This window comes from Xenorhabdus bakwenae (genome assembly GCF_030272115.1).
GTDB classification, from domain to species: Bacteria; Pseudomonadota; Gammaproteobacteria; order Enterobacterales; family Enterobacteriaceae; genus Xenorhabdus; species Xenorhabdus bakwenae.
Genome location: NZ_CP119194.1, coordinates 973,227 through 995,897, shown reverse-complemented (window position 1 = coordinate 995,897; position 22,671 = coordinate 973,227). Strand labels below are relative to the sequence as shown.

Sequence of the window (22,671 nt, the reverse complement as noted above, 5' to 3'; positions counted from 1 at the left end):
GTCGCATTACTCTCGATCAGATCTCTGCAAGAATGACGTATCAGTATCTATACGTAATTTGCATTCAAGCAGGTGGTCAGTAATTCGAGTAATCATCTTCTGTGCCAGCTGGTAACAGGCGAGGCCATCCCCCTTATACAGAGCGGCCAAGAGTGTATACCAGGCGGCAGCCACCTCGCTGTGAATAGTTGCCTCTCGATACAGAAGCACCATCAAAGGAACCCATTCAGCCTGTATCTCCAGCTCTTGATTGGCAAGCCTGGCCGACTGTGCCTGTGATGCCAGGGTTAACAGACAGCGCATATCTGTCTGTATACGGGCATCCGGCTGTGTCGCGCTAGCGAAGCTGTCAATGAGTTGCTCAAGTTTTATTAGTTCACTGGTTGTTGAACGTTGAGCTGCAAGCCTCGCACTGTGGCCAATCACTGCACAGTGAAACTCGCCGAAATCCGCCAGTTCACCTGAAGCCATCAGCCGCAATGGATGGTATTTCCGCATTGTTTCAACCGAAACCTGGCACACAAAACTACCGCCATGACGTCCGCGCCGAGTATCAATCAACTGCCTGGCACGTAGTGTGTTCAGGGCATCTCGAACAGTTACCGGTGACACGCCCAGCAGCCGCGACAACTCGTTTTCGTTAGGCAACTGCTCATCAGTTTGTAATATCCCGGAGATGATCGCATTACTTAAACGTTCCACCACCTGTTCGGTTCTGGTGGCCTGATCGAGTGGTGCGTAGACGATGGAATGTGCCGTCATTTTCTAACTCCTGATTGAAATGACACAGGGTTTCAGCATGTTTGCAAACAACGCTAAAAAATACCGTGGCGATGCAGCGCTTGCGCATCCTCCGGTACTGGTGTGATAGCATCCCAAAGTTCAGCCACTTTGCCGTTCTCGACGCGCCATAGCTCAAAATAACTGTGGCGTGCTCCGGCAATATTTCCCTCTGAGTGGGTCAGAACAAACTGCCCGTCGGCTACTGTATGGTGGATTTTTGCATAATGCAGGCCCCGCCCTTCATCTTTAAGTTGTTTAAGAAACGCAATGACCGCAGCTGTACCATCAGGAATATCGGGGCTGTGTTGGCGAAACGCCTTACCATTGGTGTAATTTCCAAACTCATCATAGTGCCCTTCAATCAGGGTTCGTGTGAAAAAATTAACCACCAGTTCGCGGTTTTTTTCTCTGTCACGGTTATGGCCTGTTTCAGTCGGGCCATCTAACTGAGTTCGTCCACTGGCGTTGGGCGCGGACTGCGGTACCAGGCCGTCCCAATGTTCTGCGATTAATCCATCGGTAACCCGGTAAAGATCGAAACCGACTAACGGCTGATCGTCTAAACCCGTGAAACGGCCGTGGATAGCAACCAGATCACCGTCTTGTAGTACACGAAATGTTTCATGATGCAGTTCAGGATGTGACTGGACCCGCTCACGCAGCCCGATAAGTCCGTCTTTGACTAGTGGAGAATGTTCAATGAAATTCGGCGCAAAATAACGCCCAAGCGCCCCCACATCACGGTCAGTAAAGAGTTCGTGGTGCGCACGTGATACCCGGTCGCGCAAAGATTCATTTTGATTCATTGTGTGTGTCCTTGTATCAATCATGGGAACTCATCACGTGTTTGATACGTGTGTATTCATCGAAGCCATAAGCCGACAAATCTTTACCGTATCCAGATTTCTTGAAGCCACCATGGGGTGCTTCTGCCGTAAGAGGAATGTGGGTGTTAATCCAGACAGTTCCAAAATCAAGCTCACGAGACAGGCGTAACGCGCGGCCATGATCGCGGGTCCAGACACTGGAGGCCAATCCGTACTTTACATCGTTAGCTTTCTCGATAGCTTCCTGTTCTGTCAGGAACTTCTGCACTGTGATAACAGGGCCAAAAATTTCAGTCTGAATCACTTCATCGTGCTGCTCCAGACCCGTAATCACTGTAGGTTCAAAATAATACCCCGAACGATTGGCCTGACGGCCTCCTGTCTCAATACGGGCATGCGCGGGCAGACGCGCCATAAACCCTTTAACCTGATCCAACTGACGAATATTATTAAGCGGCCCATACAGCGCCTCTTTATCTTCTGGATCGCCAAAACGGATGGTTTTAGCTGCCGCTACCAATTTAGCGACGAAGATATCGTGAACAGCTTCATGCACCAGCACACGTGAAGCCGCCGTGCAGTCCTGACCAGCGTTGAAGTACCCTGCGGTAACGATGGTATCCACTGCTTTGTCGATATCTGCATCAGCAAAAACAACCACCGGTGCTTTGCCACCCAGCTCCAGATGCGCTCTGGTGAGATTAGCCGCCGCCGAAGAGGCAACCTGAAAACCTGCACGTATGGAACCGGTGATAGAAACCATCGCAGGCGTTTTGTGTGAAACGACCAGGGTGCCCGCGTTCGCATTACCCAATACCACGTTGAAGGCACCGGCAGGGAAAAACGGTGCGGACAGTTCAGCCAGTAACAGAGTACTCTCCGGTGTAGTATCACTTGGTTTAAGCACCACGGTATTACCTGCGGCCAGAGCAGGTGCTATCTTCCACACCGCCATCATCAACGGATAATTCCATGGGGTAACCTGCCCCACCACGCCCAGCGGTTCACGCCGGATACTGGTAGTCATATCAGGGAGATATTCAGCTGTAGCCTTGCCTTCTAAAAAACGAGCGGCACCGGCGAAGAAGCGGATATGATCCACAGACGTCGCAACTTCCTCAGAAGCAATCAGGTGTTTGAGCTGTCCTGTATTACGACTTTGCACTTCAATCAGACGTTCAGCGTTTTTTTCTATCGTATCAGCCAGCGATAGTAACGCCCGCTGACGCGCCGAGGGCGTGCTGCGTCCCCATACTTTAAACGCCTCTTTAGCCGCTGCATAAGCATCATCAACATCCGCAGCGGTTGCATTAGGAGAACGCGCATAAAACTCACCTGTGACCGGGCTTACCAGATCAAAATATTCGCAACCGTTAGACTCAATATACTGACCATTAATGAAATGCCTGAGTGTGGGTATCGGCATGGTGACTTCCTCTCCTTATGGATTGAATGGATAAAATATAACCTATGATTTAATATATTTAACGGTTGCGTTTTAGTCAAATTTGTAGCAAAAATGTAAAAAAACGAGAAATGTTATATACATATATGTAACTTTCAGGGTTTCCATCAGGAAAAAATATTTAAATCTGTGAGGAGGATCTAGGATTTCATGTGGTTCATGTCATTTCGATTAACGATAAAATTTAGGCTCGTTACCAGATATTTTTTCGTATTACGCTTGATTTTTTGCATATATTTGCAAATTATCTAAATTTTTACGCAAATAATTTCTGCATATCTGTTTAACTTGTTCTTCTAATTTCTTGCCTGACAGCCAGCAATAAGTTGGCATAAATTAAATAAAATGTGTCATGCAATTGACATTGATTTGTTGTTCTTTTGATGAGTTACCTAAAAATCAAATGTTCAAATAGTAAACTCTGAATTTATTTTAATTGACTTTAACGTTATATTTGTTCATAAAAATCCCTCTACGCTAAATATTGAATGGCCTAAAAATTGACCTAAATACTTCGTTTACTTCAATTCTAATTAATTTTTTTGCCACATTTGTGATAAATGTCACTGACAGATATATATAATAAACTACCTTACTACCCATAATTTATACCATCAATATATTTATATTTAGTTGTCTATATATATCAGTCCAGTTAACTTAGGTGGAATTTTGTTTATTGACAAACAAAAAATAAACATACCCATAAAAAAAATAAAATTGAATCATTAATATTAGGCTGTAACATATCTCGCTGTAACTGTTTATATGATGTTGTTTTTTCTCTGCTTCGTGTTCTAGTTGATGAACATTTTTAGAGGTAACAATGAGTAACAAAATGAACGAAACCATTAAATCGATATTTAATGGACTCCCTGATCTTCCGCCTGAAACTTATTTTCAGGAAGGTTTTTTCAGGGACCCAGCGAGAACAATCAATACAGATGATAGGTATTTTTTATCCCCTGCTGATGGGTTCGTTATCTATAGCGGAATAATAAATCCAGGTGAAGCGATCACCGAAGTAAAAGGAAAAAAATATAGCATTCAGGATATCATCAGAGATAAACATTATGATAAACGCTCGCTTGTCATTGGTATTTTTATGACATGCTATGACGTGCATATCAATAGAGTTCCTTACGATGGCATCCTGAGTTACGCGGAACATGAACCTCTGGAAACCAACAATCTACCAATGATTGATGTAGAAAATAATATTTTTTATAAAGAGAACATTGAATTAATTTATGACGACTATTTATATCTGAATCAACGAGTCGTTAATAAAGTCTACTCACCTGGCATTAATCGAGAATACTATATGGTTCAAGTCGGTGATTATGATGTTGATACCATAACACCGTTCCATATACAACAAAATACTCCTGTATATCAGGGGGATAGATTTTCAATGATCCGGTATGGTTCACAAGTCGACTTGGTGATCCCTGTTGCTGATGATGATGAATTAACTTCATTGGTCACTGAAAAAGAACATGTCACTGGTGGTATAACTAAGTTAGTTAGAATCAACGATAACTCTCTATAAACAAATAATATAAACTAAAATTGAGGTTTTAAGATGTTAAAGAATTCTCCCAATATCATTTCTGATCTGAAAATGCCAGTGTTTTTATTAGCACCTCCATTTTCATTAAATACCAATGTAAGAAATAATATTTGGATGGAGGAACTGGATGAGTCCGCTATCAATGTTAACAGCAAAGTGGCTTTAAGGCAGTTCTATAAGTTATATAGCTTTATGTCATCACAATCGTTGGTCTATTTGCTGCCATCAGATACTCACCAGGCGTTACAAGATCAAGTCTATGTTGCTAACTTGGGAATTATTATTGGTGATGAAGATCCAACAGCAATAGTTGCCAATTTTGCATCAGAAATCAGAAGATCAGAAACCCCTATTGGGGTAAGTTTCTTTGAATCATTGGGCTATAAAACTGAAGTCGCTCCCTACTATTTTGAAGGGGAAGCTGAGTTAAAACATTTGCATGATAATGTACTGGTCGGTGGTTATGGAATAAGAAGTGATATTAAAACCTATGACTGGATGGAAGAAAAATTCGGCCTCAACATCGTAAAAGTGGAAGAAAGAGATCCTTATCTTTACCATTTGGATTGCAGCATATTCCCACTGGATAAAGAAAATACGCTCGTTTATACCGGCGGATTCAACAGCGACGAGCTGAAAGGACTGGAAAAAGTAACCAACATTATCAGTATCAATAAAGATATTGCATACAGTGGAATTTGTAACTCTGTCAGAGTCAATCAACATATTCTCTGTTCATCCAATATTAATGACCTGAAAGCAGGTACAGAGGAGTATATCTATGAAATGAACAAAAACCATGAGCTGGAAAAAATTTGCTCTAAATTGGCATTAACGCCAAAACTTTTCAATTTATCTGAATATATGAAGAGCGGCGCCCTGCTTTCCTGCATGGTTATGCATTTAAATAGATATTCTTATAAAATACAAGTAATTTAAAAATTGCGATAAGTCATTCAATAATATTGATCACATAATTTCACTCAAAATTATTGAGTTGGTTGCAATATAAAGTGTATTTTATTGTCATAGGATGAATATATTCCAAGGATGGAGTTAGTCGCTTTTTTGTAGGATGATAAGTTTTAACATGTTGTCTATACTAGTTAGATTGGTAACTTAACAGTGATCAGTATATGAAATATATTATATTCCTTTATTCTTTTATACGTAAACAAAAAGCAGCATTGGTGCTGGCTATTGTTTTTACGGTAGTGGCAGCTTTAGCGGAGGTCTTATTTCCATTTCTGGTTCAGGAGCTGGTCAATACTTTATTGAAGGATAAGTTAATTCTTTCTTTCTCCTTTAATGAATTAATTGCTTCTCTAATCGCAGTGTCACTATTGATTGTCATCAGTCACGCTATTATTATTTGGATGCAAACAATCAACGCATCAGAATTGAGTTACAATATGAGGAAATCTCTCGTCGACTCTTTCCTCTCTTTTCCCTATCATATCACCAGGAAATTTCATTCAGCGAATCTGGCATTCAGAATAAAAAATGACACTTACCTTGTATCAGATAGAATTAGAGATTTATATAGCGAATTTCTCTATGATACGTTATCCATCATTGGGCCATTTATTGCGATGGCCCTGATTGATATTAAATTGGCTGTTCTGGCATTTATGATGGTTTGTCTGATGACTTTAATCAGTAAACCAATTACTAACCGGGTGGCTGTTTATGAAAGAATTCTGCAAATTTATAACTCACGATTAACCGGTGTCATCCAAGAATCTCTTTCTTGGATCAAATCCGTCAAGATTTTCAATTCTGAAGAATCAGAGAAAAAGAGAATTAATAATGCTAATACTAAAGTGAAAAATGTTGAGAGGATCACCGGGCTGTTTATGTCCCTATCTATTCCTCTTGGTTTTTTTGCACAGTTAGCGTCGACAATTGCCGTACTTTGGTATGGTGGTTTGCTATTGATGGATGGAACGATAAACCCTGGTAACTTTGTTGCTGCATTTACCTATGAACAATTAATGTCTGATTCCATTAAGAGATACAGTAATCATTTAAATAAATTTGCTTCACTCAAATCGTTGTTGGACAGGGTTTTCGAATTATTGGGCGCTTATCAGCCAAACAATCGTAAACAGAGTAAACCAGTAGAAAATGGTAGTGCTAATGCTATTGATATCAACGTTAAGAGATTTTCCTATAACGACAGAGATACTTTGTTCAGAGATATGAATATCTCTATACAAAAAGGCGAACGAATTCTTATCGTCGGTGATAATGGTCAAGGTAAAAGTACAATATTTGATATCGTGACGGGCTTAACACCATTAAATGAAGGCTATGTTTCAATTTTTGGTGAGGTTCTGGATAATCCCGATTCTCAGCGTTGGTTGCAAAAATTTGGGGTGATGTCACAACAGACTCAGATTATAAAAGGCACGTTATACGATAATCTGCACATTGCCAATACAGAATCAACCAGGGAAGAGATGATTTCTGCGTTGATTCAAGCTGGTGGTAGTGAACTGTTGGACAAATTGAAGGATGGTCTGGATTCATACATTGATGAAAAAGGTTCTTCCTTGTCGGGCGGTGAAAGGCAGATTATTGGGTTAGCGCGTTTGTACCTTAAGACGCCAGAAATACTGCTATTTGATGAACCGACTACCTATCTGGATAATAGTAAAATAAACAGCTTTGCCGAGTCATTGAACAATATCGTTCGTGGTAAAACTGTGCTCATGATAAGCCATGATCCACGGGTATTTAGACTGGCTGAACGAGTTATCCGAATCGACAAAGGGAAAATAGCATTTGATGGCCCCCTACAGGAATATATGGGACAGGCAAAAACAAACTAAATACTGATCTTTCCAGGCCCGCCAAAGGCGGGTCATTATCTTAAGATATTCATTCAAAGCAAATTCCCCGATTTCAATTCTAAATTTTTTAAATCACAGCCAAATAATTAATTAAAAAAACAATGAATTGGCAATAAATCCATAATTTCACCTTGACTAATGAGATACAACTTTTTCTACTAATATGGACATTACGATAATAAATTGCAGATAAGAGGATAGTTATGATTGTTTTTGTGACAGGAGCAACGTCTGGTTTTGGTGAGGCAATTGCAAGAAAATTTATCACACATGGCTCCATCGTTATTGCAACAGGACGCCGTAAGGATAGATTAGATCAGTTGAAAAATGAATTGGGTGAGAACTTCCACCCCATCCAACTTGACGTGAGAAATCGCACTGCAATCGAGCAAACCGTTCAACAACTCTCAGATAGCCTACGTAATGTAGACGTTCTTGTGAATAATGCAGGGCTTGCGTTAGGGTTAGAACCCGCTCACCAAGCTAACCCTGATGACTGGGAAACAATGATTGATACCAATACGAAAGGATTAGTGAACATGACGCGGGCTTTGTTGCCTAATATGGTACAAGCCAATCATGGCCACATTATTAATATTGGCTCCACCGCAGCAAATTGGCCTTATGCCGGCGGTAACGTATATGGTGCTACTAAAGCCTTTGTCAAACAATTTAGTTTAGGGTTGAGAGCTGACTTACATGGAAAGAATATCCGAGTCACCGATATTGAACCTGGTCTGGTTGAAGGAACTGAATTTTCTCATGTTCGTTTTAAAGGCAATCAGGAAAAAGTTGATAAAACTTATGCAGGTGCCGATGCATTGACGGCGGATGATATTGCAGAAGCGGTATTTTGGGTTGCTAACTTACCTTCTCGCGTCAATATTAATACATTGGAAATGATGCCAGTTTGTCAGTCATTCGCGGGTTTAAGTGTTTATAGGGATTAATAGTTTTTTGGCAGTTTCGTTAAATGGCTTAGTCTTATAGTTTAAGTAACATAGTAAAAGAGGTTCAAAAATGAACGTTCGTTCTTTGATTGTTAAAAGTGTTTCTGCTATTGCTCTGGTATTTTCTCTCTTTTGGCAGACGTCCGCATTCTCTACGCCATGTACGTCAGAAAGCACGTGTGTAACCATCAATGGTGGAGAAACTTCCTTGAGCAAAGAAATGGCCCGTCAAAGCAAAGAAGAATGGAATGAACAGAAAAGATTGCGCTATAAGGCAGATATACGTAAAGAAAAAGAGTTTGATAAGTATGAAATGGAAGCTGATAATCGTGAAGCCTGTTTAAAAAGTGTCGATATTAATGCTTATTGGGAACCGAGCACAAAACGTTGTCTGAATATCAATACAGGCCGCCCGATTAAACCTTAATAAAATCAACACTGACATCAAGATAAGGAGATGATGGTGAAAAAGATCCTACTGACCGGAGCTTTGTTTTTTGCGTTTTCTTCCTTTACAGTACAAGCAGCTCAAGCTTCACAAAAGAAAACATGTGAAAACTTGAAAGAAGAGATTGCGCAGAAGATCATTAAAAATGGTGTTTCAACAACGGATTTTAGACTTGACTTGGTTCCTAGTGATCAAGTTACTGAAAACAATACGACAAGTGGAAAAGTTGTTGGTCATTGTGATTATGGTAAACAAAAAATAGTCTATGTCCGTCTTTCTCATGATAAGAAAGGTCAAGAGTAGTATTCTTTCTGACTTTCGGAAAAGGGAGCGGAATTTGCTCCCTTTTTATTTCTCTTTTTAATCATCAATTGCCGATATCGCAGCAATATCCAGATAGCAAGACAAGTCGCGTTCTTCGGGCCTTAAAAGATAAGGTATTTCCCCCAGCTGCGGAGCTGGTATGTGACGCCGTAACCTTTCCAATACCCTAGCGTAGTGTGCTAATCCTGGATTGATACGATTAGCAATCCAGCCAATCAGGGGAATCCCCTCATTCATGATAGATTGCGCCGTTAGAATAGCATGGCTGACACAACCAGCCTGAATACCAACGACCAAAATGACGGGGAGTTTCTCTTGCACTACCCAATCAGAATAAAACGTTTCATCTTCCAGCAACATACGCCAACCACCGTTACCTTCAATGATGACGCGATCTGCTTTATAGCCTAAATTTCTTAGACCTTTTGTCATTTGAGTAAAATCAGCACGATTTTCTTCTTTATAATTGTTTTCCCAAACAACAGGATTGATTTCTTCATAATCCACTTGTACCGGTGAAGATTTATGTATGATTAAGGCATCACGATTACGTATTCCCTCCGGAGTTTCATGTTTTTCTGTCGCAATAGGTTTATATCCTACTGCGGTTGTTCCTTCACGATTAAAGACTTGCAATAATGCGCGGGTAACAACTGTTTTACCGATGTTGGTATCCGTGCCTGTAACAAATACGCGCGTTAACATAAATTCATTTTTCCGTAATAACAGAATAGATTGACCGGTTACTTACTCTTTTTAACGAGCAAGGTTAGAGTGTAGAAGATGTGTTTAAGATAGGGGTTGCGTTAGCTCAATATTTTGCGTGATGGGTGTTATCCGTGCTACCACTAAAAACTTCAAACTTCATCCACAATGTTTGAAATCAGGAGATGAGTTAACCGATCTGCCGCCGTGCTGTTATTGTAATTTTTATGTTTAACCAACCAAACTTCGGAGTAGGCAGGATTGTTGGCTAAAGGCAGATATTGAACCCCATCCAGTTTCATTCGGGTAAACGACTCCGTAATAATGCTTACTCCTAATCCCGCAGCGACTAATCCTAATATCGTCATGGCTTCCCCCGCCTCCTGAGAAATCGTTGGAACCACTCCCACATTAGCCAATAAGGAAATAATTTCATCATACAATGCCGTTCCTACATCACGCTCAAAAAACACCAGTGGATAATCAGATAGCATTTCCAAATTCACACCTTCACTAGCGTACTTCAGCAAAGGATGATCATCGTATACGGCCAACATAAAGCGCTCGCGGAAGAGTAACTGATGCTCCAGGTTATCGGGCAATGACGTATTACGCATAATCCCTATATCGATTCTGCCTGTCTGCAAAGGCGCGATTTGCTGTTTGGTATTCATTTGATGCATATGGATGGCAACATCAGGATAACGTTCCCGGAATTGACGTAAACTCAGTGTTACTTTTTGCATAAAAGGTGTGGTGGATGTAAAGCCAATTGATATCTCCCCTAACTCCCCTTGCTGCATTCTGGCCGCTTTGGTTGCTGCCGCATCAACTTGGGAAATGATTTGATAGGCTTCCTGAAGAAACATATGCCCAGCAGGTGTTAAATTAACATTCCTGTTATTACGTACCAGTAACTGGGCATTTATATTCGCTTCCAGCGCTTGGATCTGCTGGCTTAATGGGGGTTGTGAAATATTTAATCGTTCTGCTGCACGTCCAAAATGCAGCTCTTCTGCCACAGCAATAAAGTAACGCAGATGTCTGAGTTCAATATGAGTAGTCATTATTTATGATCCTATTGATACTTTAAAAGTATCATTCTGAATAATTAATATATTAGACAAAATATTCATGAATTTCTATCCTTGATCTACATCAAGTAATTAACGTTTGTTTTACATAGGTAAGGAAGTAGCGTGAATACAATCCAAAGCGTCAGTGAAAAATCAGCAGTCTCTGGCGTCGAAAGAGATGTTGAAAACACGATTAATCAAGGATACAAAAGTAAACAGCCTTACATTCAACGTGAAGATGCTGTATACCTGCGGGTCACTCTCTCGTTCTTTGCCGTAGGGCTGGCAACATTTGCATTACTCTATTTTGTTCAACCCATTTTGCCAATTTTGTCAGATGAATTTGATATCTCGCCGGCCAATAGTAGTTTGGCTTTATCCCTTTCCACGGGAATGTTATCCCTCGGTCTATTAATAACCGGTCCTTTATCCGATGCCCTTGGCCGTAAACATGTCATGGTAGTATCACTTATTGCCGCTGCCATTTTTACTCTCTTAAGCTCTGTCGTAACTAGTTGGCACGGGATTTTGTTTATGCGCGCACTAGTGGGTTTATCATTAAGTGGTGTTGCCGCGGTTGCGATGACTTATTTAAGTGAAGAGATCCATCCCAGTTATGTAGCCTTATCTATCGGTCTCTATATCAGTGGTAATTCAATCGGGGGTATGAGTGGACGTTTGATTACTGGTGTGATTGCTGATCACTATTCATGGCGGATTGCCGTTGTCTTACTTGGGACATTTGCTTTAATCTCCGCTATTGCATTTTGGAAGATGTTACCAGAATCCAGGCACTTTAAATCCAGCTCATTAAAACCTAAATCATTACTTATTAATTTGAAGCTACATCTCCGTGATCAAGGTCTTCCCCTGCTATTTGCCGAAGCTTTTTTGCTTATGGGAAGTTTTGTCACTATGTTTAACTATATTGGTTATCGATTGTTAGAAGCGCCTTATCATTTAAGCCAGACTATTGTTGGTTTATTATCTGTCGTCTACTTAACAGGGACTTACAGCGCAACTAAAGCCGGTGGATTAATAAGCAAGCATGGAAGAGGAAAAGTCTTGTTAGCCGCTATTGGTATGATGCTAATTGGTTGCTTAATCACCCTATTTTCTCCTGTCTGGGCAGTAATACTGGGAGTGATGATATTGACAACAGGCTTCTTTGCCGCTCATGCCGTTGCTAGTGGATGGATAGGACAAAGAGCCAAGCGCGCCAAAGCACAAGCTTCATCCCTCTATTTATTCTGTTATTACTCTGGCTCCAGTATTGCTGGAACATTAGGTGGAGTATTCTGGTTCTATTTTGCATGGAACGGCGTTGTTGTATTCATTTCATTATTAATGATAATTGCTATTTGTTTAGGCTTAAAACTCAATAAATTACCAAAATAATAAAATATAGCTGCCGACATCAATTTTATTTAAATAATAAATGTCGGCTTTTTTAACAAAATATTTAAAATAATCTGAATTATTCATTGTTTATCTGATACCTGAAATATTATTAATAATAAGATTCAATCGGTAGCACTAAAACTTTTGTTAAATACCCATCAATAATTTCAATGCATCCTTCTTTTTTTAGAGAAAATAACATTCGTTGTATACAACTGCGCGAAAGTGTGCATCTTTGTTCTATATATTTAATTGCCGTAATATTTTCTCTGAATTCTGTCGGTAAGGTCATCAGGTGAGATAACAAACTACATACGACTTCCTTATTGTCATGACGGAAGAGGCTAATATCTCTGGCATATAAGAAAGAGATTTTATAGGAAATTATCCTCATCCACTCTCTATAGAGGTCATGCTTCTTTATGGCATTCAATGCACTAACCCGAGGAATTTGATAAATTTTACAACTTTCCCCCAGCTCAATGGAATAATAGATTTCTGCTCCAGAATAGAAAGATAAACCAATAATATAGGGTGAAAAAAATGTAGCAATGATTAAATTGTCGTTGATTCTGCGCATATTGATATATCCTTGCTCTAATAAAAAAAACTTAGCAAATTCACTGTCTATTTTAATCGCTTTTTCTTGTGTTGATAAATCAGTAGTGATCAAGTCAGAGTATGGTAACAATGCATCGATCACTTTCTTAAAGGAATTTATTGGTTTAATTAGTCTTTTCATATTTAACGACCCTGGTGTGTGCCCCACTGTGTCAATCATCTAATTTTCAATTAACGTGTTATTGTGTTTTTAACACAATGTTAAATTATTCCGCAATAGGCGTTTTCTTTTTTGGTTGGCTTTTGGGATGGTAAGTTGTAGATTGTTTTTGGTTTGTTTTATACTAAAAGTATGTTGTAACTAAATAAATTGAGTATACTTGAGAACAATCATGAATAAATATTTTTCAATAGAATCACTCACAACTTGCTTTAAAAAACAAGAAGAAAAGCTCTCTGAACTGATGGAGTTGTTAATGTGTTATCGGCTTCTTGATGCACGGGTATTTGAATTACCAAAAATTGAAAAAGGTGAAGAACATGAACAAATAACCGAAATTATGGTCAATCAGCTACAGGGAAATGAAGCGCTCAATGTAGGTTTACACTTCTATCAGAAACTATTCATACACCATAATAATCCTAATATCAGCAGTAAAGCGGCGAGCCGCCTGCCAGGTGCCTTGTGTTTTGCTGTTAACCACCAGCAATATAAAGAAGCAATGGAAGTCATTAATGAAGTCAACCAATTAAAAATAGAGTTAGAAAATATCGTTACCAAAGAATCAGGCATCAGCAAAGAACAACGATTTGAATTTGTTCATAATCATTTGCGTGGTCTTATTACCCTGAATGCCTATCGCACTATCACCCCTCTATTAAACCCTGATTCCATTAATTTTGGGTGGGCTAATAAGAACATCATTAATAAAATCACCAAACAACAAATTTTGGAAAGGCTGGAGAAAAGCTACAATGCGGGCAGAACAGTCCCACCCTACTCCAGTGATCAATGGGCAACATTGGTGGCATTGGAGATTACAGATATTAAAAAATTACCCGATGATGTGGTATTGAAAATCAAACGACCAGTCAAAGTGCAACCTATTACCCGTGTATGGTATTCAGAGATACAAAAGCAAGTCCAGTATGCCTGCCCGGTTCCTGTAATTGTTTTCTACACAGAGGATGGTGAAATCAAACCTAAAATCGGCACCTTGTCCAACTACAATGCCAACGCAATTAAACATAAGTATAAGCCCAAAGCGAAGCCACTTGAGTTGGTCATTCCCCGCTTACATCTCTACAAAGAACGCTGAGAAATAAAAAACCGGAGCAAATGCTCTCCGGTTTTTTCATTTTTGCTGATATAGCAAGTTTACTTCATGCTGCCAACCATATCTTCTGGACGAACCCACGCATCAAATTCAGCTTCCGTTAAATATCCTAACTGGAGTGCTGACTGCTTCAGCGTCAGGCCTTCTTTATGTGCTTTTTTAGCAATTTCAGCCGCTTTATCGTAACCAATATGAGTATTTAATGCGGTTACCAGCATCAGTGATTCATTCAACAATTGGGTGATGCGATCACGATTAGGTTCAATACCAATAGCACAATGCTCATTGAAACTACGCATACCATCCGCCAGCAAGCGTACAGATTGCAAGAAGTTATGGATAACCATTGGGCGGAATACGTTTAATTCAAAGTTACCAGACGAACCACCAATGTTGATTGCCACATCGTTACCCATCACTTGCGCACATAACATGGTCATCGCTTCACACTGAGTTGGGTTCACTTTGCCTGGCATGATGGAGCTGCCTGGCTCATTTTCAGGAATGGAAATCTCACCAATACCACAGCGAGGGCCAGAGGCCAACCAACGAACATCGTTAGCAATCTTCATCAATGATGCAGCCAAACCTTTCAATGCACCGTGTGAGTGAACCAGCGCGTCACAAGTTGCCAGGGCTTCAAATTTATTTGGCGAAGTGACGAAAGGATGGCCGGATAATTCAGCAATTCTCTGCGCAACACGAACGGCATACTCAGGATGTGTATTCAGTCCCGTTCCTACCGCAGTACCTCCCAAAGCCAGTTCACACACATGAGGAATACTCTCTTCAATGTGCTTCAAGTTATGTGTCAACATGGCGGCCCAGCCGGAAATTTCCTGACCTAAGGTTAATGGAGTTGCATCTTGTAAGTGAGTACGGCCAATTTTTACAATGCCTTTAAATGCTTCCGCTTTATCTGCCAGGGTTTTTTGTAGTACTTTTAACTCTGGTAACAGATGTTCACGTAATGCAGTCACTGCTGCAACATGCATGGCCGTTGGAAAAACGTCATTAGAGCTTTGGCTCTTGTTAACATCATCATTAGGATGAATCAGACGCTCATTGCCCCTTTGACCACCAAGGATCTCACTACCACGGTTCGCCAACACTTCATTCATATTCATGTTGCTTTGAGTTCCCGAACCGGTCTGCCAGATAGCAAGAGGGAATTCTGTTGGGTGTTTGCCTTCCAACACCTCTTTCGCCGCAGCGATGACTGCTTCGCCACGTTCTTTAGGCAGAAGGCCCAGATCCATATTGACGCTAGCCGCAGCTTGTTTAGTCAATGCAAGCGCATGAATCAATGCAACTGGCATTTTTTCCTGAGAAATACGGAAATGCTCCAGTGAGCGCTGAGTTTGCGCCCCCCATAATTGGTCAGCAGGTACTTCGATAGGTCCCATTGAGTCTTTTTCAATGCGAGTGGCTGCCATTACTATCTCCTTAGCACACAGAATAATTGAATACGCCGGAACAAACTTTGCGGATAAATTAGTCGGCATTCGCGTATCATGCCATAAAGTTATTATCGATAATGCGACCTAACCGTGTTTATTGTATTGTTGTCATATAAATAAGTTACTTTTTATTATAGGAAATTCCGCCATGCTGAAAATGACCAACAAAATCCAACATTATGACTGGGGAAGTAAAACCGCTCTGACGGATATTTATGGTATCGAGAATTCGGATAATCAGCCAATGGCAGAATTATGGATGGGAGCACATCCAAAATGTAGTTCACTGGTCACAGACCCTCAAACGGGTGAAATGAGCGCCTTGAGTATGTTGATCGACCAAGAACCAGAGAAATACCTTGGAAGAAAAGTAGCCCGGCAATTCCAGCGCTTGCCTTTCTTGTTCAAAATATTGTGTGCAGCTCAACCACTGTCTATTCAAGTGCATCCTGATAAGACATCCGCAGAAATAGGTTTTGCCAAAGAAAATGCCCAAGGGATACCGTTAGATTCAGCACAACGCAACTACAAAGATGATAATCATAAACCTGAATTGGTCTATGCGCTGACCTCGTTCAAGGCCATGAATGCTTTTAGACCTTTATCTGAGATCGCACAATTACTGGATCATGTTTCTGCCGCACATCCAGATATTCAGGCATTCCTCCAGCAACCGACTGAACAAAATCTGTCGTTTCTGTTTTCACAGTTATTGAATATGCAAGGCGAACAAAAACAGTTGGCAATGGCTGTCTTAAAGTCAGCATTAAACTGTCATCAGGGCGAACCGTGGGATACCATCAAACAAATAACCTTCTTCTATCCCGATGATAATGGACTGTTTACACCACTCCTGCTCAATGTCGTTGAACTCGAACCCGGCCAGGCGATGTTTCTATATGCCCGTACTCCCCATGCCTATCTTGATGGCGTCGCCTTGGAGGTTATGGCCAATTCTGACAATGTGTTGCGTGCCGGTTTAACCAGTAAGCATATTGATGTCCCTGAATTAATGGCTAATCTGGATTTTATTCCAAAAGCTGCCGATACTTTGCTAACCGAACCAAGGCAGGAAAAAGAGGCGCTGAATTATCCTGTTCCTGTTAATGATTTTTGTTTTTCTGTTTATTCTGTTTCAGAACAACCAATCTCATTGGAAAATGATTCAGCATCGGTTCTATTTTGTGTTGAAGGGCAAGCAGTTATCAGCACTGATAAGCAGCAGTTAAAATTACTCTCAGGTGAATCAATCTTCTTACCTGCTATTGAAAAAGCCGTCACTGTTTATGGTCAGGGGAGAATAGCCAGAGTATCTAATTAATTTTATTATATTAATATGGTTATGATTGCTTTTATTGATTATTAATCATATTTTTCAGTGAATTTTGACATAAATACAAAACGCATAACGCGTTAAAAGGATGGGATTTCCACATGAAAAAATCGTTAGTTGCAGTAAGCGTTGTTGTTGCTATGGGTGCGGTATGGACAGGAACATCATGGTATACAGGTAAGAAACTTGAAGACCGTTTAGATAGCTTCATAAAACAGGCGAACACTGAACTGGTGAAATCATTTCCTGAAAGTGGCATAGAATGGCAAGCAAAAGATTTCAAACGAGGGATTTTCAGCTCCGATGTCCGTTTGATCCTAAACATCAAGAATGGTGTAAAAAATGCCGATATTCCGCCAAATGAAGAAATCATTTTCAAATCGACAATTGATCATGGGCCATTTCCGATTTCTAACCTGAAGAAATTCAACCTGATACCCCAAATGGCCTCTGTCCACGCAGAACTGGAAAAAAATGATGCGTTGAAAAAACTATTTAATATCACAAATGAAAAATCATTGTTTAACTTAAATGCTAAAGTCAGTTATAGCCGTGCGCTCTCTGCTAACATTGAACTGGTCCCGATTAATCATACGGAAACGCCTGAAAATGGTGACCAACGGGTTCTGTCATTTTCAGGCGCAAAAATCAGTGCCGACGTTAATCATGATCTCAGTGAATTTTCCTTCACAGTCAAAAGTGATGAATTGTCTTTTAGTGATCCTACCAAAAAAGAAACAGTTTCACTTAAAGGTATTGATTTTAAGGGAGATAATAAAAAAGGTAAATTTGATATCTATACCGGAGATCAAAGCTACAGTATTGGCGAATTCAGTATGAATGGAATTCCTAATGAGCCAAATATTGCGCTTAGGGGAATGAAAGTGATATCCAATTTAGATGAGGACAAGGACAATCTGAACATCAAAATCGTTTATAGCATTGATGGTGTAAAAATTGAGGATATCGAGTTTGGCTCTGGTAAGTTAGCCCTGGGTATGGAAAAACTCGATGGCCAGTCTGTACGTAAATTTACCCAAGCTTATAATGATGCGGCAGAAGCCGCCTTGACTACAGATAAAGCATCTTATGATGCAACTTCCCTGGCAGTACTCAGTAACTTACATCTCCTCCTGAATAACAATCCACAATTTAGCATTTCTCCTTTTAGCTGGAAAAACAGTAAAGGCGAGAGTTCAGTAGATTTCAAACTTTCCTTACAAAACATTCCTGAAGATAAAAGTGCATTGCAACTCATGGGACCGGAAGAGATAGTTCGTACCCTGGTCCAAGAGTTGTCCTTGCACATTAATGTACCGAAAGCCATGTTGATGGAATCTATTACGCAATCAGCGATGCTAGATGGTCAGGATAAAGCTGCCGCAGAAGCTCAGGCAGAACAACAAGTTAAAATGATGACTCAAAAAGGGGTTCAAAACAAAATTCTTACTGATAAAGACGGTATCATTGGTCTCAACTTTCACTACACCAATAATAAAGTCAAATTAAACGACAAAGAGTCCAGCTTACATCAATTCCTGCTTGATAATGGCCTTGCAGGGTCCTATGATGAAGCAGATGGTGAACAAAATCAGCATGATGATACCAAAGCTGAACTTCCTTTCGTTGAATAAGTGTACAGTTAACTCACCGTCATCTAAATAAATAACCAGAACCCGGCTTTCGGGTTCTCCCACAAGAAAGTACATGCTTAGGTTAAAAAAACCTCCTCAGCTAAGACATCGCTAACATTAAGATATCAATAGTGCTTTCACTTTCTTGCCAGTCAACACGTTGGCTGGCTTTTTTGTATATAAAATTTGATAAGAAGGATAAGAAAATGATTGACATACAGCTTCCACTGACCGATCTGCACCGTCACCTCGACGGTAATATCCGTCCCGAAACCATTTTGGATCTTGCTCGTCAACATAATATCCCACTCCCAGCTTATGAGCTGGATGCATTACGTCCTCATGTCCAAATCATTGAAAATGAACCTAATCTTGTCAGTTTCCTGCAAAAATTGGACTGGGGTGTGACTGTACTTGCCGATTTAGAAGCTTGCCGCAGGGTCGCCGTTGAAAACGTTGAAGATGCGGTCAATGCGGGTCTTGACTACGCTGAACTGCGTTTCTCCCCTTATTACATGGCTATGAAGCACCAACTTCCCGTTGAAGGTGTTGTGGAAGCAGTCATCGAGGGTATTCATTCAGCAAGCCAGAAACATGATATTCAGATCCGTTTAATTGGTATTCTGAGTAGAACATTTGGGGAAAAAGCTTGCACCGAAGAACTCACTGGACTTCTTGCTCATAAACAACATATCACCGCATTAGATCTGGCCGGTGATGAATTAGGATTCCCCGGCCATCTCTTTGAGCAACATTTTATCCAAGCGCGTGACGCAGGCTGGAATATTAGCGTACATGCAGGTGAAGCCGCAGGTGCGGAAAGCATCTGGCACGCTATTCGTGAATTGGGGGCAACCCGCATTGGCCACGGTGTCAAAGCAATCACTGATCCAGCCCTAATGGATTATTTGGTTGAATATGGCATCGGTATTGAATCCTGCCTGACATCAAACCTGCAAACCAGCACAGTCAGTTCTTTGCAAGCTCACCCGCTGAAACAATTTCTTGAGCACGGGATCTTGGCATCAATTAATACCGATGATCCGGCAGTAGAAGGCATTGAAATTCGTCATGAGTATAACGTTGCTGCGCCAGCAGCGGGGCTGTCTCCAGCGCTGATCCGACAGGCGCAGATTAATGGTCTGGCAACTGCATTCCTTAGTGAAGCAGAAAAACAGGCACTGAAAGAAAAAGCCGCCAACCGCTAAGAAACATTATTTATGCTAAATTGTTCCAAAGGCAGAAAACTACTCTGCCTTTTTTGTTTTTAGGCGCTGCGCATAACGCTGTGCAAGAACAGCACAAACCATTAATTGGATCTGATGGAAAATCATCAGCGGTAACAGCATCACACCTACCATTGGCGCGGGAAATAATACATTTGCCATTGGCACACCATTCGCCAGGCTCTTCTTCGAACCACAAAACACAATAGTGATTTCGTCATCTTTACTAAACCCCAGCAGACGCGAGCTATATACGTTAATTATTAGTACGATAGCCAATAAAACACAGCAAACGATCCCAATCATAAGCAGTGAATAAGCATCGATTTTATGCCATATACCTCCCACCACCGCCTCACTGAATGCAACATAAACCACCAGCAAGATAGAAGAACGATCGGTCATGTTGACCCATTTTTTATGCTTTTCCACCCAACCGGCAATCAGAGGACGCGATAAGTGTCCAGCAATAAAAGGCACCATCAACTGTAAGATGATATCTTTTATCGCTTGCCAGGTATCAGTTTGAGCAGCGCCTTCATGAGCCTGGATCAAAAAACCAACTAATAATGGAGACAGGAATACGCCTAATAAACTTGAGGCGGAAGCACTGCATACCGCGGCAGCAACATTTCCCCCGGCAACGGAGGTAAAAGCGATAGCCGATTGCACCGTGGCAGGTAAAGCACAAAGATAAAGAAAGCCCATATAAATCGTTGGTGACATCCACTCTGGCACGATGAAACTTAACCCCATTCCCAGTATGGGAAACAAAATAAAAGTGCTAGTGAAAATCACCAAGTGCAACCGCCAATGCCCTATTCCTGCCAAAATGGCATTACGGGATAACTTCGCTCCATGCATAAAAAATAACAACGCAATAGCGGCCGTTGTTAAGTACTGAAACCACTTTTTCGCTTCACCTTCACAAGGAAAAAACGATGCAATGATGACCACCGCAATCAGTATAACTAAAAAAGGATCAATTCTTAATTTTTGCAACACGTTCATCAAGATAAGCCCCCTTGCCCCACCTGCCATTGTTTAATTAGTCAATTAAGATTGTGCGCCGTTCTTTTGCCGATTTTTCACCGGCTTCAATAAGCTTCATAATCAAAATAGCTTCGCTGGCAGTCACTGGGTTCGGTTTTCCAAATAAAATCGCATCACGAATAGCGGCATAATAAGCACCATAATTGCCAGGTACAGTAGGAACAACTTTCGTAACCAAGTTATCATCTTGTGACAACGTCATATAACCATCCCGTGCGTCGTATCCCCAGTCTGCCCGTGGTGGTCTTTCCCCCGCCTTTAAACGCTCTTCCTGAGTATCCAACCCATATTTAGTATAACTGCCAGCCATACCATGCAATGTATAAATAGGTGATTCTGCCGCTGCGAGCATCGTTGCATGTAATACAACTTTCAAATCAGGATAGGTAAGTTGGGTATGAAAATAATCCGCCGTCTCTGCATTCGGACGCATCATGCCCAAATCTGTTGTGATGGCTTGTGGTTTGCCAAAAAGTTGAACGGCCTGATCCAGTAAATGAGGAGCTAAATCATACCAAATACCACTACCGGCTCCGGCAGCTTCACGCCAGCGCTGACGAACAACGGGACGGTAACGATCAAAATGGGTTTCATAATATTTTAGTGTTCCCAATTTATTTTCTTTAATAATTGATTTCACCGTCAGAAAACCAGAGTCCCAGCGGCGATTATGAAATACAGATAGCAATAAATTGGCTTCTTCCGCTTGCTTTTTCAATGCTTGAGCTTGTTCTACCGTAATAGTAAAGGGCTTATCAACGATGACATGTTTACCTGCCGCCAATGCCTGTTGTGCCAATGGGTAATGAGTATCATTTGGAGTTGGGATCACAATAAGGTCAATGTTGGGATCACGGAAGAGTTCCTCCGGTGAAGAAACGGCCGATATTGCTGGCCAGTCTTTTTTAACTTTATCTGCATCACTGCTGGAAATAGCAACGCATTCAATATTGAATGTTCCTGCAATCAATGGCGCATGGAACGTTTTACTTGCATAACCATAACCTACCAACCCAACTTTTAAAAAATCACTCATAGCTGCCTCTAAAAAATGATCGTAAATCAGGCATCAGAAAGTATCACCACCTCTCACACGTTAGCAAATCCTGATTCCAGTATTACGCTCTTTTTCCTATAATCATTTTCCTAATATCCAAAACACTCATGATGGAGTGAAAACCTCTTATGTATCAGTCCAATGATTATTATCGTATTAATGGCTGGTTATTAGCACCTGCGGCATATCTAATCATGACATTAATTGCTGCCGGTTTGATGTTACTGTTATATATAATGACGTTTATCCATAAAAATGAAGCTATTCATCAAATAGGGGGGAGTTTTACTGCATTGTGGTATGCCTCAGTATTAACCACGACAATGATGTGGTGTTTTACTGTATGGGTATTGAAACTCCTTTTTATTCGTTCAAAACGATTCCCACGAATCTTTATTATGTGGCTGATGGTTTCCGTGCTGATAGCCATAAAAACTTTTGCCTTTTCTCCTATTTCTGATGAAATGGCAATACGTTCCCTATTATGGCCATTACTGGCTGCTGCCGTTTTCATTCCTTATATTAAACGCTCCCACCGGGTGAAAATGACTTTCACACAAGATCGATAACATACCCCACAATTGATTGTTATCATTGCCCCAC

General features: G+C 40.8%; 21 protein-coding genes. 12 read left to right on the top strand and 9 right to left on the bottom strand.

Annotation, left to right across the window (positions count from 1 at the left end; all coding sequences use genetic code 11):
- Window positions 1–6: 6 nt before the first annotated feature.
- The 3 genes from PXH59_RS05585 to PXH59_RS05575 are packed head-to-tail and all read right to left on the bottom strand — an operon-like array spanning window position 7 to window position 3,036.
- Window positions 7–762: a FadR/GntR family transcriptional regulator gene (locus PXH59_RS05585; RefSeq protein ID WP_285810722.1), complete on the bottom strand. Its 756-nt coding sequence runs from the start codon at window positions 760–762 to the stop codon at window positions 7–9.
- Window positions 763–815: 53 nt separating this feature from the next.
- Window positions 816–1,589, bottom strand: a complete 774-nt coding sequence (locus PXH59_RS05580; RefSeq protein WP_285810721.1) for a nuclear transport factor 2 family protein — start codon at window positions 1,587–1,589, stop codon at window positions 816–818.
- A 16-nt stretch (window positions 1,590–1,605) separates the two neighbouring features.
- A complete protein-coding gene (locus PXH59_RS05575) occupies window positions 1,606–3,036 on the bottom strand; it encodes a gamma-aminobutyraldehyde dehydrogenase (RefSeq protein WP_285810720.1) in 1,431 nt (476 codons plus the stop codon).
- Between the two features lie 865 nt (window positions 3,037–3,901).
- Between PXH59_RS05575 and PXH59_RS05570 the strand changes: the two genes are divergently transcribed.
- The 6 genes from PXH59_RS05570 to PXH59_RS05545 all read left to right on the top strand — a co-directional run bounded on the left by PXH59_RS05570 (window position 3,902) and on the right by PXH59_RS05545 (window position 9,204).
- Entirely contained in the window at window positions 3,902–4,627 is a 726-nt protein-coding gene (locus PXH59_RS05570) for a phosphatidylserine decarboxylase (protein WP_285810719.1), read from the top strand.
- Between the two features lie 33 nt (window positions 4,628–4,660).
- Window positions 4,661–5,587, top strand: a complete 927-nt coding sequence (locus PXH59_RS05565) for a dimethylarginine dimethylaminohydrolase family protein (RefSeq protein WP_285810718.1) — start codon at window positions 4,661–4,663, stop codon at window positions 5,585–5,587.
- A gap of 251 nt (window positions 5,588–5,838) precedes the next feature.
- On the top strand, window positions 5,839–7,482 hold the full coding sequence (locus tag PXH59_RS05560; RefSeq protein WP_285810717.1) for an ABC transporter ATP-binding protein: 1,644 nt from the start codon (window positions 5,839–5,841) through the stop codon (window positions 7,480–7,482).
- A gap of 224 nt (window positions 7,483–7,706) precedes the next feature.
- Complete coding sequence (gene ydfG / locus PXH59_RS05555) at window positions 7,707–8,453, top strand: bifunctional NADP-dependent 3-hydroxy acid dehydrogenase/3-hydroxypropionate dehydrogenase YdfG (RefSeq protein WP_285810716.1); 747 nt, start codon at window positions 7,707–7,709, stop codon at window positions 8,451–8,453.
- A 70-nt stretch (window positions 8,454–8,523) separates the two neighbouring features.
- Window positions 8,524–8,880 (top strand): DUF1283 family protein, encoded by a 357-nt coding sequence (locus PXH59_RS05550; protein WP_285810715.1) that lies wholly within the window; start codon window positions 8,524–8,526, stop codon window positions 8,878–8,880.
- Window positions 8,881–8,913: 33 nt separating this feature from the next.
- Window positions 8,914–9,204 carry a DUF1161 domain-containing protein gene (locus PXH59_RS05545; protein WP_200897793.1) on the top strand — a complete coding sequence of 97 codons (291 nt, stop codon included), beginning with the start codon at window positions 8,914–8,916 and terminating at the stop codon, window positions 9,202–9,204.
- A 57-nt stretch (window positions 9,205–9,261) separates the two neighbouring features.
- Here PXH59_RS05545 and bioD read toward each other — a convergent pair whose 3' ends face one another.
- Together bioD and PXH59_RS05535 are read right to left on the bottom strand one after the other, a co-directional pair.
- Window positions 9,262–9,930, bottom strand: a complete 669-nt coding sequence (bioD, locus tag PXH59_RS05540) for a dethiobiotin synthase (RefSeq protein ID WP_047770927.1) — start codon at window positions 9,928–9,930, stop codon at window positions 9,262–9,264.
- 152 nt (window positions 9,931–10,082) lie between these two features.
- Window positions 10,083–10,997: a LysR family transcriptional regulator gene (locus PXH59_RS05535; protein ID WP_285810713.1), complete on the bottom strand. Its 915-nt coding sequence runs from the start codon at window positions 10,995–10,997 to the stop codon at window positions 10,083–10,085.
- 201 nt (window positions 10,998–11,198) lie between these two features.
- Between PXH59_RS05535 and PXH59_RS05530 the strand changes: the two genes are divergently transcribed.
- Complete coding sequence (locus PXH59_RS05530) at window positions 11,199–12,404, top strand: MFS transporter (RefSeq protein WP_285811654.1); 1,206 nt, start codon at window positions 11,199–11,201, stop codon at window positions 12,402–12,404.
- Window positions 12,405–12,516: 112 nt separating this feature from the next.
- Here PXH59_RS05530 and PXH59_RS05525 read toward each other — a convergent pair whose 3' ends face one another.
- A complete protein-coding gene (locus PXH59_RS05525; protein ID WP_285810711.1) occupies window positions 12,517–13,149 on the bottom strand; it encodes a helix-turn-helix domain-containing protein in 633 nt (210 codons plus the stop codon).
- Window positions 13,150–13,360: 211 nt separating this feature from the next.
- On the opposite strand from PXH59_RS05525, the gene tus reads away from it, so the two are divergent.
- Window positions 13,361–14,287: a DNA replication terminus site-binding protein gene (gene tus, locus PXH59_RS05520; protein WP_285810710.1), complete on the top strand. Its 927-nt coding sequence runs from the start codon at window positions 13,361–13,363 to the stop codon at window positions 14,285–14,287.
- A 59-nt stretch (window positions 14,288–14,346) separates the two neighbouring features.
- Here tus and fumC read toward each other — a convergent pair whose 3' ends face one another.
- The gene (fumC, locus tag PXH59_RS05515) at window positions 14,347–15,741 is read right to left on the bottom strand and encodes a class II fumarate hydratase (RefSeq protein ID WP_047770931.1); all 1,395 of its coding nucleotides are present in this window, start codon (window positions 15,739–15,741) and stop codon (window positions 14,347–14,349) included.
- A 172-nt stretch (window positions 15,742–15,913) separates the two neighbouring features.
- Between fumC and manA the strand changes: the two genes are divergently transcribed.
- The 3 genes from manA to add all read left to right on the top strand — a co-directional run bounded on the left by manA (window position 15,914) and on the right by add (window position 19,940).
- Window positions 15,914–17,086, top strand: a complete 1,173-nt coding sequence (manA, locus tag PXH59_RS05510; protein WP_285810708.1) for a mannose-6-phosphate isomerase — start codon at window positions 15,914–15,916, stop codon at window positions 17,084–17,086.
- Between the two features lie 113 nt (window positions 17,087–17,199).
- Window positions 17,200–18,732 carry a YdgA family protein gene (locus PXH59_RS05505; protein WP_285810706.1) on the top strand — a complete coding sequence of 511 codons (1,533 nt, stop codon included), beginning with the start codon at window positions 17,200–17,202 and terminating at the stop codon, window positions 18,730–18,732.
- Between the two features lie 206 nt (window positions 18,733–18,938).
- A complete protein-coding gene (add, locus tag PXH59_RS05500; protein WP_285810705.1) occupies window positions 18,939–19,940 on the top strand; it encodes an adenosine deaminase in 1,002 nt (333 codons plus the stop codon).
- Window positions 19,941–19,979: 39 nt separating this feature from the next.
- On the opposite strand, the gene PXH59_RS05495 is transcribed toward add, so the two are convergent.
- Together PXH59_RS05495 and PXH59_RS05490 are read right to left on the bottom strand one after the other, a co-directional pair.
- Window positions 19,980–20,969 carry a bile acid:sodium symporter family protein gene (locus PXH59_RS05495; protein ID WP_285811652.1) on the bottom strand — a complete coding sequence of 330 codons (990 nt, stop codon included), beginning with the start codon at window positions 20,967–20,969 and terminating at the stop codon, window positions 19,980–19,982.
- A gap of 37 nt (window positions 20,970–21,006) precedes the next feature.
- Complete coding sequence (locus tag PXH59_RS05490) at window positions 21,007–22,047, bottom strand: oxidoreductase (protein WP_285810703.1); 1,041 nt, start codon at window positions 22,045–22,047, stop codon at window positions 21,007–21,009.
- A 149-nt stretch (window positions 22,048–22,196) separates the two neighbouring features.
- On the opposite strand from PXH59_RS05490, the gene PXH59_RS05485 reads away from it, so the two are divergent.
- Entirely contained in the window at window positions 22,197–22,637 is a 441-nt protein-coding gene (locus PXH59_RS05485) for a DUF2569 domain-containing protein (RefSeq protein WP_047770937.1), read from the top strand.
- The last annotated feature ends 34 nt before the right edge of the window (window positions 22,638–22,671 follow it).